The sequence below is a fragment of the Nonomuraea sp. B208 genome, assembly GCF_057536035.1.
The window spans coordinates 414,324-429,805 of sequence record NZ_BAAJOU010000023.1; the positions used below are offsets into that span (position 1 = coordinate 414,324).

The 15,482-nt window shown below is 74.3% G+C and carries 14 protein-coding genes and 1 riboswitch; all 14 genes read left to right on the plus strand.

Annotation, left to right across the window (positions count from 1 at the left end; translation table 11 throughout):
• Positions 1-110: 110 nt before the first annotated feature.
• The 14 genes from AC27IY_RS25855 to AC27IY_RS25920 all read left to right on the plus strand — a co-directional run bounded on the left by AC27IY_RS25855 (position 111) and on the right by AC27IY_RS25920 (position 15,456).
• Complete coding sequence (locus AC27IY_RS25855) at positions 111-2,849, plus strand: primosomal protein N' (RefSeq protein ID WP_487179414.1); 2,739 nt, start codon at positions 111-113, stop codon at positions 2,847-2,849.
• Positions 2,850-2,898: 49 nt separating this feature from the next.
• Positions 2,899-4,368, plus strand: coding sequence for a hypothetical protein (locus AC27IY_RS25860; protein ID WP_487179415.1), 1,470 nt, complete (start codon positions 2,899-2,901; stop codon positions 4,366-4,368).
• A gap of 37 nt (positions 4,369-4,405) precedes the next feature.
• Positions 4,406-5,734 carry a hypothetical protein gene (locus AC27IY_RS25865; RefSeq protein ID WP_344214803.1) on the plus strand — a complete coding sequence of 443 codons (1,329 nt, stop codon included), beginning with the start codon at positions 4,406-4,408 and terminating at the stop codon, positions 5,732-5,734.
• A 28-nt stretch (positions 5,735-5,762) separates the two neighbouring features.
• Positions 5,763-6,311 (plus strand): peptide deformylase, encoded by a 549-nt coding sequence (gene def, locus AC27IY_RS25870; protein WP_344214805.1) that lies wholly within the window; start codon positions 5,763-5,765, stop codon positions 6,309-6,311.
• 5 nt (positions 6,312-6,316) lie between these two features.
• The gene (fmt, locus tag AC27IY_RS25875) at positions 6,317-7,243 is read left to right on the plus strand and encodes a methionyl-tRNA formyltransferase (RefSeq protein WP_371250268.1); all 927 of its coding nucleotides are present in this window, start codon (positions 6,317-6,319) and stop codon (positions 7,241-7,243) included.
• A gap of 191 nt (positions 7,244-7,434) precedes the next feature.
• Positions 7,435-8,829, plus strand: a complete 1,395-nt coding sequence (locus AC27IY_RS25880) for an RsmB/NOP family class I SAM-dependent RNA methyltransferase (RefSeq protein WP_487179427.1) — start codon at positions 7,435-7,437, stop codon at positions 8,827-8,829.
• Between the two features lie 46 nt (positions 8,830-8,875).
• Positions 8,876-9,538 carry a ribulose-phosphate 3-epimerase gene (rpe, locus tag AC27IY_RS25885; RefSeq protein ID WP_344214809.1) on the plus strand — a complete coding sequence of 221 codons (663 nt, stop codon included), beginning with the start codon at positions 8,876-8,878 and terminating at the stop codon, positions 9,536-9,538.
• A 201-nt stretch (positions 9,539-9,739) separates the two neighbouring features.
• Positions 9,740-10,549, plus strand: a complete 810-nt coding sequence (locus AC27IY_RS25890; protein ID WP_344214811.1) for an oxygenase MpaB family protein — start codon at positions 9,740-9,742, stop codon at positions 10,547-10,549.
• A gap of 65 nt (positions 10,550-10,614) precedes the next feature.
• A riboswitch (FMN riboswitch) is annotated at positions 10,615-10,745 on the plus strand.
• A 105-nt stretch (positions 10,746-10,850) separates the two neighbouring features.
• Complete coding sequence (gene ribD / locus AC27IY_RS25895) at positions 10,851-11,954, plus strand: bifunctional diaminohydroxyphosphoribosylaminopyrimidine deaminase/5-amino-6-(5-phosphoribosylamino)uracil reductase RibD (RefSeq protein ID WP_487179416.1); 1,104 nt, start codon at positions 10,851-10,853, stop codon at positions 11,952-11,954.
• 3 nt (positions 11,955-11,957) lie between these two features.
• The gene (locus AC27IY_RS25900; RefSeq protein ID WP_449944892.1) at positions 11,958-12,548 is read left to right on the plus strand and encodes a riboflavin synthase; all 591 of its coding nucleotides are present in this window, start codon (positions 11,958-11,960) and stop codon (positions 12,546-12,548) included.
• Entirely contained in the window at positions 12,545-13,213 is a 669-nt protein-coding gene (locus AC27IY_RS25905; protein ID WP_423452751.1) for a nicotinamide mononucleotide transporter family protein, read from the plus strand. The genes AC27IY_RS25900 and AC27IY_RS25905 overlap by 4 nt, the downstream gene beginning before the upstream one ends.
• Positions 13,210-14,436, plus strand: coding sequence for a bifunctional 3,4-dihydroxy-2-butanone-4-phosphate synthase/GTP cyclohydrolase II (locus AC27IY_RS25910; protein WP_371250265.1), 1,227 nt, complete (start codon positions 13,210-13,212; stop codon positions 14,434-14,436). Before AC27IY_RS25905 ends, AC27IY_RS25910 begins: the two co-directional genes overlap by 4 nt.
• Entirely contained in the window at positions 14,433-14,900 is a 468-nt protein-coding gene (gene ribH / locus AC27IY_RS25915; RefSeq protein ID WP_487179417.1) for a 6,7-dimethyl-8-ribityllumazine synthase, read from the plus strand. The genes AC27IY_RS25910 and ribH overlap by 4 nt, the downstream gene beginning before the upstream one ends.
• Before the next feature lie 97 nt (positions 14,901-14,997).
• Complete coding sequence (locus AC27IY_RS25920) at positions 14,998-15,456, plus strand: PH domain-containing protein (RefSeq protein WP_344214823.1); 459 nt, start codon at positions 14,998-15,000, stop codon at positions 15,454-15,456.
• The last annotated feature ends 26 nt before the right edge of the window (positions 15,457-15,482 follow it).

The window sequence follows — 15,482 nt, forward strand, 5'->3', positions numbered from 1 at the left end:
GAGCCCGGATGGCACCACTCGGTGCGATCCGGGCATTCGCCTGCCCCTCGCCGGACGCTCCTCATCGGAGGAGGTACGGGCGGGCGCGGCGGGTCTGGTAGACGTTATGCGTGACCGACTCCGACGACGCCCTCCTGCCGCTCGACGCCGTGCGGCCCGCGGCCTCGTCGAAGGACACCAAGGGCGCCGTGGTCCCCGCGCCCGAGCGGCCCGTGGCCCGGGTCGCCGTGGACAGCCCGCTGCCCCACCTCGATCGCCCCTTCGACTACCTGGTGCCCGCCGCCCTGCACGAGACGGCCGAGCCCGGGGTGCGGGTGCGGGTGCGGTTCGCCGGCAAGCTGGTCGACGGGTTCCTGCTGGAGCGGGTGGACGAGAGCGACCATGAGGGGCGGCTCATGCCGCTCGAACGCGTGGTGTCCCCCGAGCGGGTGCTGACCCCCGAGATCGCCGGGCTGGCCAGGGCGGTCGCCGACCGCTACGCGGGCACCTTCACCGACGTGCTCCGCCTCGCCATCCCGCCCCGCCACGCCAAGGCCGAGTCCGAGACCCCGAAGCCGGACCGTTCCACGCGGCCGGACGCTCCCGATGGGACGGACGTCCAGGGCGAGGGCGCGGGGAGTGTCCAGGACGGCGAAGGCGCCGGGGCGCCGGGAGGGGCCGGGACTCCGGGAGGCGCCGAGGCTGCGGGAGGTGCCGGGGCTCCGGGGGATTCGGGAGGTGCGGGGGCTCTGGGAGGTGCCGGGACTTCGGGGTACTTGGGAGACGGCGGGGAGGCGGGAGGTGTCCGGGGCGGGGAGAGTGCCTGGGACGCTTATCCGATGGGGCCGTCCTTCCTGGATGCGCTTCGCCACGGCAGAGCCCCCAGGGCCGTCTGGTCCGCGCTGCCCGGCGCTCTCGGCTGGGCCCGCCCGATGGCCGAGGCTGTACGGGCGACGCTGGACGGCGGCAGGGGAGCGGTCGTCGTGGTCCCCGACGGCAAGGACGTGGCGCTGGCCGACGCCGAGCTCGCCCGCGTGCTCGGGCCGGGCAGGCACGTGGCGCTCACCGCCGACCTCGGCCCCGCCGAACGGTACCGCCGCTGGCTGAAGGTGCTGCGCGGCCAGGTGCGTGCCGTGGTCGGCACCCGCGCCGCCATGTTCGCCCCGGTCGCGGAGCTGGGGCTGGTGGCGATCTGGGACGACGGCGACGACCTGCACGCCGAGCGGCTGGCCCCCTACCCGCACGCGCGGGAGGTGCTGGGCCTGCGCGCGCACCGCACCGGGGCGGCCATGCTGATCGGCGGCTACGCCCGTACCGCCGAGGCCACCCAGCTCATCGCCGGGCGCTGGGCCCGTCCCATCGTGGCGGCCAGGACCACGATCAGGAGCCTCGCACCGCGCGTACGGCCCGCGGGCGAGGACGCCGAGCTGGCCAAGGACCAGGCAGCCCGGCAGGCCCGCCTGCCCAGCCTCGCCTGGCGGGCCCTGCGGCACGGGCTGGACGGCGGCGGCCCGGTGCTGGTCCAGGTGCCGAGGCGCGGCTATCTGCCCGCCCTGGCCTGCCGGCACTGCCGTACGCCCGCCCGGTGCGTGCTCCCGCCCACCCGCACCCTCCTCGCCCCGCCCGGGGCGGACGCGCCCTCGGCCGTCCCCCTCTCCGGTCCGTCGTCGGGCTTCTCGGGAGGCGGGGGAGAGGCGGGCGGTTCGTCGCGTGGGCGCGCGGGCGGAGGACAGGACCTGGGCCGACTCCCAGGCGGCCCGTCCCGCGTGTCGTCGGGGCTCGCCGCTGGTGGGCAGGAGGTGCGTCACCTTCCGGGTAGTACGTCCCGCGTGTCGGCCGGTCTGGCCGGTGACGGCCAGGAGGCGCGTCACTTCCCGGATGGTTCGTCCCGCGTGTCGCCGGGCCCGACCGGCGGTGGACAGGAAGTGCTTCACCTGCCGGGCGGCCCCTCCCGTTCGCAGGCGGATCCGGCGCGCGTCGGGGAGGTCTCCGGCGATCCGGGTCGTCAGGGTCCTCCGGGGTCTGATGATCAGCCCCGCCATGGCGTGGGTGAGGGCGTCAGTGCCGCGCTGCCGCTGGAACCGGCGGGGACGCCGGCCGCGTCGTGTCACGGGCCCCTGGCCCTGCGTGGCGGACATGCCGCGCCCTACTGCCGCTGGTGCGGCCGGGTGGACGCCGCGTGGCGCTGCCCGTCGTGCGGCAGCCCGCACCTGCGGGCCGTGGTCATCGGCGCCCGCCGTACGGCCGAGGAGCTGGGCCGGGCCTTCCCGTCGGTGCCCGTGCGCACGTCCGGGCGGGACGGGGTGCTGGCGACCGTGCCCGCCTCCCGCGCGCTGGTCGTCGCCACGCCGGGGGCCGAGCCGGTGGCCGAGGGAGGGTACGCCGCCGCGGTCCTGCTCGACGGCTGGGCGCTGCTCGGCCGGGCCGACCTGCGGGCCGGCGAGGAGGCCGTACGCCGCTGGATGAACGCCGCCGCCCTGCTGCGCCCCGGCGCGGAGCTGGTGGTGCTGGCCGACGCCGCGCTGCCCGCCGTACAGGCTCTGGTGCGCTGGGACCCGATCACGCACGCCGAGCGCGAGCTGGCCGACCGGGCCGAGCTGGGCTTCCCGCCGGCCGTCCGGATGGCCACGCTCACCGGCCCGGCGGCCGCCGTCCGGCAGATGATCGACGAGGCCCACCTGCCCGCCGAGGCGCAGGTGCTCGGCCCCGTGCCGGTCGACGACGAGGGCCAGGAGCGGGCCATGATCCGGGTACGCAGAACCGGTGGTGCGGCGCTGGCGGCAGCGCTCAAGGGGGCCAGCGGGGTACGCGCGGCGCGTAAGACGCCGGATGTCGTGAGGGTGAGTGTCGACCCACTCGACCTGATTTAGACCGTTTCCCCGATTCGCTCATCCGGAGACCAGCCGTTAGCGTGCCCCTGTGTCGATCGAATGGGTGAACCAAGCCATCGACGACCTGCGCGCCTGGGGGCGCGCGCGGGAAGTCGAGGTGGACGCGGACGAGGTCCGCCTGCTCTGCGACTACGCCAGCGACTACCTCAACGTCAACGAACCAGGTGATTTCACTCCCGAGACCTTCGACGAGCTGCTCCTGTCCATCTATCCGCGCAAGGTCATCGCGCCTCCGGAGAGCGCTCCGGAGACCATCGCCGCAGCCCGCACCCTGGTCGCCTACCTCACCGAGACGGGCGCCGTTCCCGAGGAACGGGCGGCCCGCATGCGCGAGCGCATCGCGGACATCGAGCCCCGCCTGTCCGACGCGCTCGCCGACACCGCCAACTTCGGCATGGCCAAGAGCCTGTTCAGCTCCATCGGCCCCGAGTCGCTGGAGCAGTCGATCGCCATCCCCTCCGGCGAGGTGCCCGACCTCGGCGAGGCGCCCTGCGACTGCCCCGGCTGCACCCCGCTGCCCGCGGCCCGCCTCGCCCCGCCCGAGGAGCTGACCGCCGCCCTGGGCGACGTCCCGATGCTGCGCGAGCGGCCACTGCCGGGGGCCGGCGAGCCGCTGCGCGAGTGGGCCGACGTCGTCACCGGCGTTCTCGAACGCGACCCGCGCGGCTCGGTCACCGGCTCCGCCGAGCTGGACGAGGGCCTCTACGACCTGTTCGACATGCTCTACCGCCTCCAGGTGCGGGTGCCGGTCGGCGTGATCGGCGACTACCTCGACGACCTGTCCTGCGACGGTGAGGTCGACCTGGACGCCGTGCTCGACCGGCTGTCCTGGTGCGGCCTGCTCCGGGTGGAGGACGGCGAGGCTGAGCTCACCCCGCTGGCCGTCTGGGGCCTGCGTGAGCACTACCTCGCGCTCGGCCTCGACGCCCCGCTCGCCCCCGACCTGGCCGAGGCCGACGCGTTCGGACTCATTCAGGGGCTGCTCGAAGGAGTGCCCGCCGAGCTCGCCGAGGGCGACATCGACCGCTGGCTGAGCGGCCGCACCCCCGGCGAGGCGGCCGGCGAGCTGCTGGCCGCCGCCTCCGGCGCGCCCGCCGTGGCCCGCGGCATCGCCGTCACCATCGTCGACCGGCTCGGCGCCGAGGCCGAGCCCCAGGTACGCGACCATCTCGACGACGCAGAGCTGCGCCCCCACGTCATCCACTGGCTGGCCGCCCGCCGCCTGCCCGCGCCGCAGCTCACCCAGGACGAGCTGCTGTGGGTCAGCGTGGACATGCTCGCCCTCGCCATGCCGGCCGCCGAGGAGGACCCGGAGATCTTCGCCGAGAACATGGCGGCGTCCGGTCCGCCGGCGCATATGATCGAGGAGATGTGGCGGGTCGACCACCCTGACGTCGTCGAGGTCCTGGAGCTGCTGGGACGCTCGATCCCCGACGGCACGGTCGCCAAGGCCGCCCGCAAGGCGGCCTTCAAGGCCCGCTCCCGGACGATCCGTTGAGTACGCTCATGTGACTGCCGTGCAGTAAGTTTCGTGAGTGGCCAACAACGTCTTCGACCTCGCCGAGCTGCGCAAGCTGATCGATGAGCAGGCTGCCGTGCCCCCACGGCAGGCCGAGGCGGCTCCCGCCGAGGAGCACGAAGCGCTGACCTTCCCGCCGGTCCTGCTGGCGTCCGACGCCGAGCTGGCCCGGGCCGTCCCCGCGGTGCCGCTCGTGGCCGACGCCATCAGGCTCACCGCGTGGACGGGCGAGCGCGCCGTCGGCCCCGACGGGCACCTCGGCGAGTCCGACGCGGCGGCCGCCGCCGCCCGGTTCGGCCTGAGCGCCGCCCGGCTGCGCCTGGTCTGGATCGTCGCCGTCAACACCGGCCTGCTGCGCATCACGGCCGGACGGGCCGCGCGGGGGCCGCTGTCGATGCAGCTCACGGTCGAGGCCACGCTGGAGTTCTGGGACGGCGTGGTCATGGACGTCCTCGACCGCGCCGACGAGGGCCTGACCGGCTCGGCCGTGGTGGACGGCCACCTGGCCGAGATGCTCGCCACCATCTACTCCGTACGCTCCGGCGTCGCCACCGCCAACCTCGCCCGCGGCATCCTCCAGTCCCACGAGGTCGCCTGCGCCCCCGGTGCCGCCGAGATGCGCAGGCTGGCCGCCGCGCTGCCGGCCGAGCTGCTGGAGGCGCTGTCGCTGCTCACGTACTGCGGGCTGGTCGAGCAGACCCCCGCGGGGCGCACCGCGCTCACCCCGCTCGGGGTGTGGGCCGTCCGCCGCGACCTGCTGCGTGAGGGGCACGACGCGCCGACCGCGGAGGAGGTGGAGGTCTTCGCCGACCTGTCGGCGGCCGAGCTGGTCGAGGCGCTGGTCAAGGGCACGGCCACGCAGAGCGCCGTCGCCGGGTGGCTGGAGCGGCGCTCGCCCGAGTCGGCCGCGCGCGACCTCGTCGCGATCGCCGCCTCCGGCACCGCCGGGCAGCGCGGCGCGGTGGGCGCGATCCTGGAGGAGCTGGGTCCCGAGGCCGAGGCCCCCGTGCGCGAGGCGCTCGACGAGCCCCTCCTGCGCCGCTACGCCGCCTCCTGGCTGCACATCCGTGACCTGCCGGCCCCGGCGCTCGGCCCCGAGGACCACACCTGGCTCGCGGTCGACTCCCTGGCGGCCCTGCTGCACCTGTCCGGGCCCGCCGCGGCGCGGCTCGACCCGCCGGAAGACCTCGTCAAGCTCGTCGCCGAGATGCCCGCCGTCGGCCACCCCGACACCATCGCCGTGCTCGACCTGCTGGCCGGCCGCCACGACGACGAGTCGGTGGCCAAGGCCGCCCGCAAAGCCGCGATGAAGGCCCGCTCGCTCCAGCACACTAAACTGGGCTGATCCCTCGCGACGAAACGGAGTGACCCCTTTGGCGATCCAGTCGATCCGGCTGTTCGGAGACCCGGTGCTGCGCACCCCGGCGGCCCCGGTCGTCGATTTCGACAAGGAGCTCCGCAAGCTGGTCAAAGACCTCACCGACACGATGATGGACGCGCCGGGCGCGGGCCTCGCGGCCCCGCAGATCGGCGTCGGCCTGCGGGTGTTCACCTACTACGTCGACGACCAGCTCGGCCACCTGATCAACCCCGACCTCGACCTGTCGTCCGAGCTGGACGAGGAGGGCGAGGAGGGCTGCCTGTCCTTCCCCGGGCTGTCGTTCCCGACGCCGCGGGCCGTGCGCGCCGTGGCCAAGGGCTTCAACATGCACGGCGAGCCGGTCACGCTGGAGGGCACCGACCTCATGGCACGATGCTTCCAGCACGAGACCGACCACCTCGACGGCATCCTGTTCATCGACCGCATGGATCCCAAGCAGCGCAAGCTCGCCATGAAGGCGGTCCGCGAGGCCGAGTGGAGCGGGCTCGCCGCGCCCGTCGTCAAGTTCTCGCCGCACGCGACCGGCGGAAAGGCACTCTGACAAGCATGCGTCTGGTCTTCGCGGGCACGCCCGAGACGGCTCTGCCGTCGCTGCGCACCCTGATCGACTCGCCCCGGCACGAGGTGGTGGCCGTCGTCACCCGGCCCGACGCCCAGTCCGGGCGCGGGCGCAAGGTCCACCCCTCGCCGGTGGCCGAGCTCGCCGAGGAGGCGGGCATCGAGGTGCTGCGCCCGCAGAAGGCCGGCGATCCCGCGTTCCTCGACCGGCTGCGGGAGATCGGGCCCGACTGCTGCCCCGTGGTGGCCTACGGCGCGCTGCTGCCCCAGTCCGCGCTCGACGTCCCCCGGCACGGCTGGATCAACCTGCACTTCTCGATCCTGCCCGCGTGGCGCGGCGCCGCGCCCGTCCAGCACGCGGTCCTGCACGGTGACGAGATCACCGGCGCGACCACGTTCCAGATCGTCAAGGAGCTCGACGCCGGGCCCGTCTACGGGGTCGTCACCGAGGAGGTCCGCCGCGACGACACCAGCGGGGCGCTGCTGGAGCGGCTTTCGGTGTCCGGGGCGGGGCTGCTGGCCGCCACGCTCGACGGGGTCGAGGACGGCACGCTGGAGGCCCGGCCGCAGCCGGCCGACGGCGTCACCATCGCACCCAAGCTCAACGTCGCCGACGCGCGGGTCGCCTGGGACAAGCCGGCCATGCACGTCGATCGCCTGATCCGGGCCTGCACGCCCGGCCCCGGCGCGTGGACCGAGTTCCGCGGCACGCGGATCAAGCTCGGGCCGGTGCGGCCGGTCCCCGGGGAGCGGCTGGCTCCGGGCGAGGTCGCCGCGGGCAAGTCCCGCGTGCTCGTCGGCACCGCCACGGACGCGGTCGAGCTGGGCGAGGTGCAGCCCCAGGGCAAGCGGGTCATGGGGGCCGTGGAGTGGGCTCGGGGAGTCCGCCCGGAGGGCAAAGAGATCTTCGCGTGAGCGGTCAGCACAACGACGGGGGCCGCGACCGGCCCCGCGGCGGCGCGAAGAACCGCGCCGGCGGCCAGTCCCGCGACGGCCAGACCCGGGGTGGGCAGGCGCGTGGCGGGCAGGCCCAGGGCGGGCAGACTCGCGACGGCCAGGTTCGCGGTGGGCAGGGGCGGGCGCAGGGCGGGCGTGGGGGGCGGCGGGTGCCTCGGGATGAGGCCAGGATCGCCGCGTTCGACGTCATCAGGGCCGTGGACGAGCGTGACTCCTACGCCAACCTGCTCCTGCCGCGCATTCTGCGCGAGCGCGGCATCAGGGGCCGTGACGCCGCCCTCGCCACCGAGCTGGCCTACGGGACGCTGCGCGGGCTCGGCACGTACGACGCGATCATCGAGATGTGCAGCGACCGCGCGCCCGATCCCGACGTGCGCGACGCCCTGCGGCTCGGCGCCCACCAGCTCCTGCGCATGCGGGTCCCGCCGCACGCCGCCGTCGGCACCACCGTCGACCTCGTACGCCTGCGCGTCGGCCCCGGCCCCGCCAAGTTCGCCAACGCCGTGCTGCGCAAGATCGCGTCCAGGACGATCGAGGAGTGGGTGCCCATCGTCGCGCCCGACGCCGGCACCGACCCGGTCGGCCACCTCGCCGTCGCCCACGCGCACCCGCGCTGGATCGTCTCGGCCTTCCGCGACGCGCTCGGCGGCGACGCCGAGCTGACCGACCTGCTCGCCGCAGACAACGTCCGTCCCCTGGTGACCCTGGTCGCCCGGCCGGGGCGCAGCTCGGTCAAGGAGCTGGAGGAGGCCGGGGCCACGCCGGGCCGCTACTCGCCGTACGCGGCCTATCTGGGTGAGGGCGATCCCGGGCAGATCGAGGCCGTGGCGGGCACCCGTGCGGCCGTCCAGGACGAGGCGAGCCAGCTCGTGGCGCTCGCCCTCACCCGCGTCCCGCTCGACGACGGCGACGCGCCGGCGGGCGGTCCGGGCGGCGGCGGGGAGCGGTGGCTCGACATGTGCGCCGGGCCCGGAGGCAAGGCCGGGTTGCTCGACGCCATCGCCACCCACGGCGACACGGCCGCCGACGGCCCGGCCGGGTTCCCCGGCGGGGCGCGGTTGCTGGCGGCCGACGTCCAGTTCCATCGCGCGCGGCTGGTGTGGCAGACCACCCGGCACGCGGACGTGATCACCGCCGACGGCACCGAGCCCGCCTGGCGTCCCGGGGTGTTCGACCGGGTCATGCTGGACGCGCCCTGCACCGGGCTCGGCGCGCTGCGGCGGCGGCCGGAGGCCCGGTGGCGCCGCGACCCGTCGGCCATCGCCGAGCTGGGCCGGCTGCAGCGCCGGCTGCTCGGCGCCGCCCTCGACGCGGTCCGGCCCGGCGGGGTCGTCGCGTACGTCACCTGCTCGCCGCACCTGGCCGAGACCAGGGTCGTGGTGGGCGACGTGCTCGCCCGCCGCGACGACGCTGAGCAGCTCGACGCGCGCGCCTACCTGCCCGAGGTCGACGGCCTCGGCGACGGCCCGCACGCGCAGTTCTGGCCGCACCGCCACGGCACCGACGCGATGTTCCTGGCGCTCGTCCGCAAGCGCCGTACGTGACGCGGCGGGGGCACGTCTCCCGCCGTTCACTAGACTGGGCGAAATCATGGCCGTACAGATCTCGCCCAGCATCCTCGCCGCCGACTTCGCCAGGCTCGCCGACGAGGCCGCCGCCGTGCCCAACGCCGACTGGCTGCACGTCGACGTCATGGACTACCACTTCGTGCCCAACCTGACCCTCGGGCTGCCCGTCGTCGAGGCGCTGCGCAAGGCGACCGCGACGCCGCTCGACTGCCACCTCATGATCGCCGACCCCGACCGCTGGGCGCCTCAATACGCCGAGGCGGGCGCGGGCAGCGTCACCATCCACGCCGAGGCCGCCAAGGCGCCTGTCCGCACGCTGCGCGAGATCCGCGCGCAGGGGGCGCGGGCGGGGCTCGCGCTCAACCCGGCCACGGCGGTCGAGCCGTACGAAGACCTGCTGCCCGAGCTCGACATGCTGCTGCTGATGACCGTGGAGCCGGGTTTCGGCGGGCAGAAGTTCCTCGACATGGTGCTGCCGAAGGTCCGCCGGGCGCGTGAGCTGGTGCGGCGGCACGGCGGCCGGATCTGGGTGCAGGTCGACGGCGGCGTGGACGCCGAGACGATCGGGCGGTGCGCGGAGGCGGGGGCGGACGTGTTCGTGGCGGGCAGCGCCGTCTACGGCGCCTCCGACCCGGGCGCGGCCATCGACGAGCTGCGCGCGGCCGCCACCCGCGCCCAGGGCTGACCATCCCGCGCCCAGGGCTGACCATTCCGCATCCACGGCTGAGCACCCGCGCCTAGGGCTGAGCATCCAGCGCCCACGGCTCAGCACCCGCGCCCAGGGCTGAGCCGCCGGCGTGCCGGTTTCCGTGCTCGGCCGGGATTGACACCTGACGGGGCCACAATCGACACATAGATGTCACCCAACCTGGGTAATTATCCACTTATGAGTGACCATGGCATCTTCGGCCCCGGCTCGGTCACCTGGCGGGTGATGGGCGAGCCCATCCTGCTCGTCGGCGGCTTCCGCGCCCTGCTGATGCAGGGCCTGCACCCGCGGGCGATGCGCGGCGTGCTGCAGAACTCCGCGCTCATGGACCCGGCCGAGTCCTGGGCGCGCTTCCAGCGCACCACGGAGTTCGTCCGGGTCCGCACGTACGGCACCACGGAGGAGGTCGAGCGGGCGGGCCGCCGGGTACGCAAGATCCACGCCAGCCTCACCGCCCACGACCCCGACACCGGAGAGACCTACCGCCTCGACGACCCCGACGCCCTGCGCTGGGTGCACGTCGGCGAGGTCGACTCCTACCTGTCGGTAGCCCGGCGGGCCGGCGTACGGCTGAGCGACGCCGAAGCCGACACGTTCGTGGCCGAGTGGCGGCGGGCCGCCGAGGTGGTCGGGCTCAAGGCCGAGGACGTGCCGGGCTCGGTCGCCGAGCTGGAGGACTACATCCGGGCCGAACGGCCGGGGCTGCGTTTCGTCCCGGAGGCGGCCCATCCGCTGCGCCTGTCGCTCAACGCGCCGCTGCCGCTCCTGCTGACCCCGCTCAAGCCCGCCCTGCCGGCGCTCACGCTGCTGGCCTTCGCCACGCTGCCGCGCTGGGCCCGGCGGCTGTACGGCCTGCCCGCCACCCCCGTCGGCGACCTGTGGGCGACCGCGACCCTGCGTACCCTGCACACCGGGCTCGGGCTGGTGCCCCCGCAGGTCAGGTACGCGCCGGTGGCCCGCCGCGCGCGCCGGATGACGGCCGCCTGAATCCCCGCGCAGGGGGCGGTCGCGCTCGGCGTTTCGGACATGGCACACTGATGGGAGAACAGAGCTAGCGTGCTCCGGGGTCGGTGAAACTCCGAACCGGCGGTTACAGTCCGCGACCCGGCCGATGCCATCGGCCGGTTGACCCGGTGAAATTCCGGGACCGACGGTTAAAGTCCGGATGGGAGGCAGCGCGCGAGGTGTCCGGCATACCGCCGGACGCCTGCTGTGGTGCATGTCGTGCACCATCGAGTCCCCCGGGGCCCGCCGTGGCTTGAAGCTACTGGCGAGTAGGAGACCCCGGGTGGAGCTACCCGAGCAGGACGCCGCCCCCATGGCGCGCGCCGTCGCGCTGGCCGCGCGCGGTCACGGCACCACCAGCCCCAACCCGGTCGTCGGATGCGTCGTGCTGGACGCGGACGGCGCGGTCGCCGGAGAGGGCTTCCACGCGTACGCGGGCGGGCCGCACGCCGAGATCGGCGCGCTCGCCCAGGCGGGGGAGCGGGCCCGGGGCGGCACGGCGTACGTGACGCTGGAGCCCTGCGACCACACCGGGCGGACGGGGCCGTGCAGCCGGGCGCTGCTCGACGCCGGGATCGCGCGGGTCGTGGTCGCGGTGGCCGACCCCAACCCCAAGGCGGCGGGCGGCGCGGCGCGGTTGCGGGCCGCCGGGGTCGAGGTGACCACGGGCATGCTGGCGGCCGAGGCCGAACGGGTCAACGAGGAGTGGCTCACCTACGCGCGGCTCGGCCGCTCCCACGTGACCTGGAAGTTCGCCGCCACGCTCGACGGCCGCTCGGCCGCCGAGGACGGCACCAGCCAGTGGATCACCTCGCCCGAGGCGCGGGCCGACGTGCACCGGATGCGGGCCGCCGCCGACGCGATCATCGCGGGCGTCGGCACCGTGCTCGCCGACGACCCCCGGCTCACCGCCCGCCCCGAGGGCCCGTCCGCCCGGCGCAGGCCGCCGCTGCGGGTCGTGGTCGACACCGAGGCCCGTACGCCCCCCGAAGCCCGCGTGCTGGATGACCAGGCCCCCACCCTCCTCGCCGTGGCCGACGACGCCGACACCGGCCGGCTCAAGGCCGACATCCTGCGCCTGCCCCGCCACGGGAGCGGCCTCGACCTGCGCGCCCTGCTGACCGAGCTGGCCGCCCGCGAGGTCGTCGGCGTCTTCCTCGAAGGCGGGCCCGCGCTCGCGGGATCGTTCCTGCGCGGAGGGCTGACCGACCGGGTGGTCGCGTACGTGGCCCCGGCGCTGCTCGGCTCCGGCCGCGCCGCGCTCGGCACGGCCGGGGTGGGCACGATCGACGCCATCCATCGCCTGACCTTTGACGAGATTTCCCCCATAGGGCCAGATGTTCGGCTGATCGCCCGGCCCGTCGCGCAACCCAGCAGGGAGCAGTGATCGATGTTCACCGGAATCATTGAGGAAAAGGGCGAGGTCGTCGCCATCGAACACGCCGGCGGCGGCGCCCGGCTGTCCGTACGCGGCCCGCTGGTCACCTCCGACGCCCGCGACGGCGACTCCATCGCCGTCAACGGCGTGTGCCTGACGGTGGTCGAGGCCGCGGACGGCGTCTTCACCGTGGACGTGATGCGGGAGTCCCTCGACCGCACCTCCCTCGGCGCGCTGTCCGCCGGGTCCGCGGTCAACCTGGAGCGGGCCGTACGCGCCGACCAGCGCCTCGGCGGCCACATCGTGCAGGGCCACGTGGACGGCACCGCCGTGCTGCTGTCCCGCGCCCCCGGCGAGAACTGGGACGACCTGCGTTTCTCCCTCCCGGAGCCGCTGAGCCGGTACGTCGCCGAGAAGGGCTCCATCGCGATCGACGGAATCAGCCTGACGGTCACCACGGTTGACGACGACGGCTTCGGCGTGAGCCTCATCCCGACCACGCTGCGGCTCACCACCATGGGCGAACGCCAGGTGGGCGACCTGGTGAACATCGAGGTCGACGTGATCGCGAAGTATGTGGAAAGGCTGGTGGTCAGGCAGTGAACTGGGCGGACGCCGGATTCACGGTATTCGGCACACACGTGCTCTGGACGGACCTGATCGGCAACATCGCCGCGCTGTCCACGGTGCTGCTGGCCATGCGCAAGTCGATGTGGACCTGGCCGGTGCAGTTCGCCGGCTCGGTGCTGCTGTTCATCGCCTCGATCAACGCGCACATTACCGGCAACGCGCTGAAGCAGGCCATGTTCGGCATCCTGGCGCTGTACGGCTGGTGGGCGTGGCGGCGCGGCACCCAGGGCGGCAAGCAGCTCCCGATCAGGCCGGCCGCCCTGTGGGAGCGGCTGGTGCTGGTCGGCGCGCTGCTGGCGGGGACCGCGCTGGTCGGGCTGCTGTTCTGGGTGACGAAGCTGTCGTGGGGCGCGCAGGTGCCGCTGCCCGAGGGCGGGTTCCTGGTGGCCGCCGACGCCTACATCTTCGTCGGCAGCGCGATCGCCACCTGGGCGCAGGGGCGGGCGCTGGTCGACTTCTGGATCGTGTGGGTGGCCGTCGACCTCGTCGGGGTGCCGCTCGCCTTCAGCTCGGGGCTGGTCGTCTCCGGATGGGTGTACGGGGTGTTCTTCGTGCTGGTCGTCGTCGGGTTCGTCAAATGGCTGCGCGAGTACCGCGCGGGCACGGGCGCCGCGCCGCAGGTGGCGGTGGCCCAGTGAGGGAGGAGAAGAAGATCGAGCTCGACCCGATCGAACGCGCCATCGAGGACATCCGCAACGGCAAGCCGGTCGTGGTCGTGGACGACGAGAACCGCGAGAACGAGGGCGACCTCATCTTCGCCGCGGCCAAGGCGACGCCCGAGCTGTGCACGTTCACGATCCGGCACACCAGCGGCATGATCTGCGTGGCCATGGAGGGCAGGGAGCTCGACCGGCTCGGGCTGCCGCTCATGGTGTTCCACAACAAGGAGCGCATGCGCACGGCGTACACGATCACCGTGGACGCCCGTGACGGCGTCACCACCGGCATCTCCGCGGCCGACCGGGCGCGTACCATCCGCACGCTCGCCGACTCCGCGACCGAGCCCAACGAGCTGGTCCGCCCCGGGCACGTCTTCCCGCTGCGCTACCACGAGGGCGGCGTGCTGGCCCGGCGCGGCCACACCGAGGCCGCCGTGGACTTGGCCAGGCTCGCCGGCCTGTCCGGGGCCGGGGCGCTGGCCGAGGTCGTCAACGACGACGGCAGCATGGCCCGCCTGCCCGAGCTGCGGCGCTTCGCCGACCGGCACGGCCTCGCGCTGGTCTCCATCGAGCAGCTCGTGGACCACCGGCGGCGGGTCGAGAGCATGGTCACCCGGGTCGCCGAGACGCGCCTGCCGAACGTGTACGGCATGTGGCGCGGCTACGGCTACGCCAGCGCCCTCGACGGCGGCGAGCACATGGCGCTGGTCTACGGCGAGCTGGGCGACGGCGAGAACGTCCTGGTCCGCGCCCACTCCGAGTGCCTGACCGGCGACGTGTTCGGCTCGCTGCGCTGCGACTGCGGCGTGCAGCTCGACAGCGCGATGTCGGCCATCGCCCAGGAGGGCCGCGGCGTCGTCGTCTACCTGCGCGGGCACGAGGGCAGGGGGATCGGGCTGCTGGCCAAGCTCAAGGCGTACAGCCTGCAGGACAACGGCTCCGACACCGTGGACGCCAACCTGGAGCTCGGGCTGCCGGTGGACGCGCGGGAGTTCTCCAACGCCGGGCAGATCCTCGCCGACCTCGGCGTGAAGTCGGTGCGGCTGCTCACCAACAACCCGTCCAAGCTCAAGGGCATGGACGGCTACGGCATCAAGGTCCTCGGCCGCGAGCCCATGCCCGTGGCCATGAACCCTTACAACGAGCGGTACCTGAAGGCCAAGCGCGATCGCCTCGGCCACGACATCTCGGAGGCATCATGAGCGGGGAAGGACGCCCCCAGGCCGCGGCGCCGGACGCGGCGGGGCTGACGGTGGGGGTGGTGGCCGCCAGCTGGCACGCCAAGATCACCGACCAGCTCGTGGCGCGGGCCGTGGCGGCGTGCGACGACAGCGGCGCGCGGGCCACCGTGGTGCGGGTGCCGGGATCACTGGAGATCCCGGTGGTCGCCCAGGCGCTGGCCCGCCGCTGCGACGCCGTGGTGGCGCTCGGCGCGGTCATCCGCGGCGAGACCGCCCACTTCGACTACGTCTGCGACTCGGTGACCGCCGGTCTGACCCGGGTCTCGCTGGACGAGCGCACGCCGGTCGGCAACGGCGTGCTCACCTGCGAGACCCTGGACCAGGCGCTCGACCGGTCGGGGCTGCCGGGCAGCAAGGAGGACAAGGGGTACGAGTCGGCGGTCGCCGCACTGGAGACCGCGCTCCTCCTGCGCGATCTTTCCTGAGCCGCGCGCCCGCAGGGGGAGCGGCCCGGTCCCGACATGGGGCCGAACCGGCGACTCCTCCTGCGGGACCTGCCCTGAGCTGCGGTAGGTTCTCCTCGTGTCCGAGCCCGCCGTCCCGCCGCCGTCCCTGCCCGTCACCTGGCGCCCGCGCGTCCCGCGCATGGTCGCCTACGGCTTCGCCGCGCTGGTCGTGGCGGGCGCGGTGATCATGGCGATCTTCATCTCCGAGCCGTTCAAGCTGCCCGACCGCATCGCGATCGTCGCGTTCGGCGTGGCGGTGGCGTACGTGCTGCACCTGCTGGGCCGGGTGCGGGTGGACGCCGACGAGCAGGGCGTGACCCTCGTCAACGCCGTACGCACCCACCGCTACTCCTGGCCGGAGGTCCTGGAGGTGTCGATGACGCCGGGCGAGCCGTGGCCGCGCGTCGACTTCTCCGACGGCAGCACGATCGGCGCGATGGGCATCCAGGGCTCGGAGAAGGAGCGCGCCGCGCAGGCCGTCGCCGAGCTGACGGCGCTCATCCACGAGCGCGGGGAGGCGCCGGAGCGGCCCTGACCTCAAGTCGGGCCGGCGTCTTATCG

Coding starts and splice junctions, on each gene's coding strand:
- fmt (WP_371250268.1), top strand. CDS start 6,317: ATGCGTCTGGTCTTCGCGGGCACGCCCGAGACGGCTCTGCCGTCGCTG.
- rpe (WP_344214809.1), top strand. CDS start 8,876: ATGGCCGTACAGATCTCGCCCAGCATCCTCGCCGCCGACTTCGCCAGG.
- AC27IY_RS25890 (WP_344214811.1), top strand. CDS start 9,740: ATGAGTGACCATGGCATCTTCGGCCCCGGCTCGGTCACCTGGCGGGTG.
- AC27IY_RS25900 (WP_449944892.1), top strand. CDS start 11,958: ATGTTCACCGGAATCATTGAGGAAAAGGGCGAGGTCGTCGCCATCGAA.
- ribH (WP_487179417.1), top strand. CDS start 14,433: ATGAGCGGGGAAGGACGCCCCCAGGCCGCGGCGCCGGACGCGGCGGGG.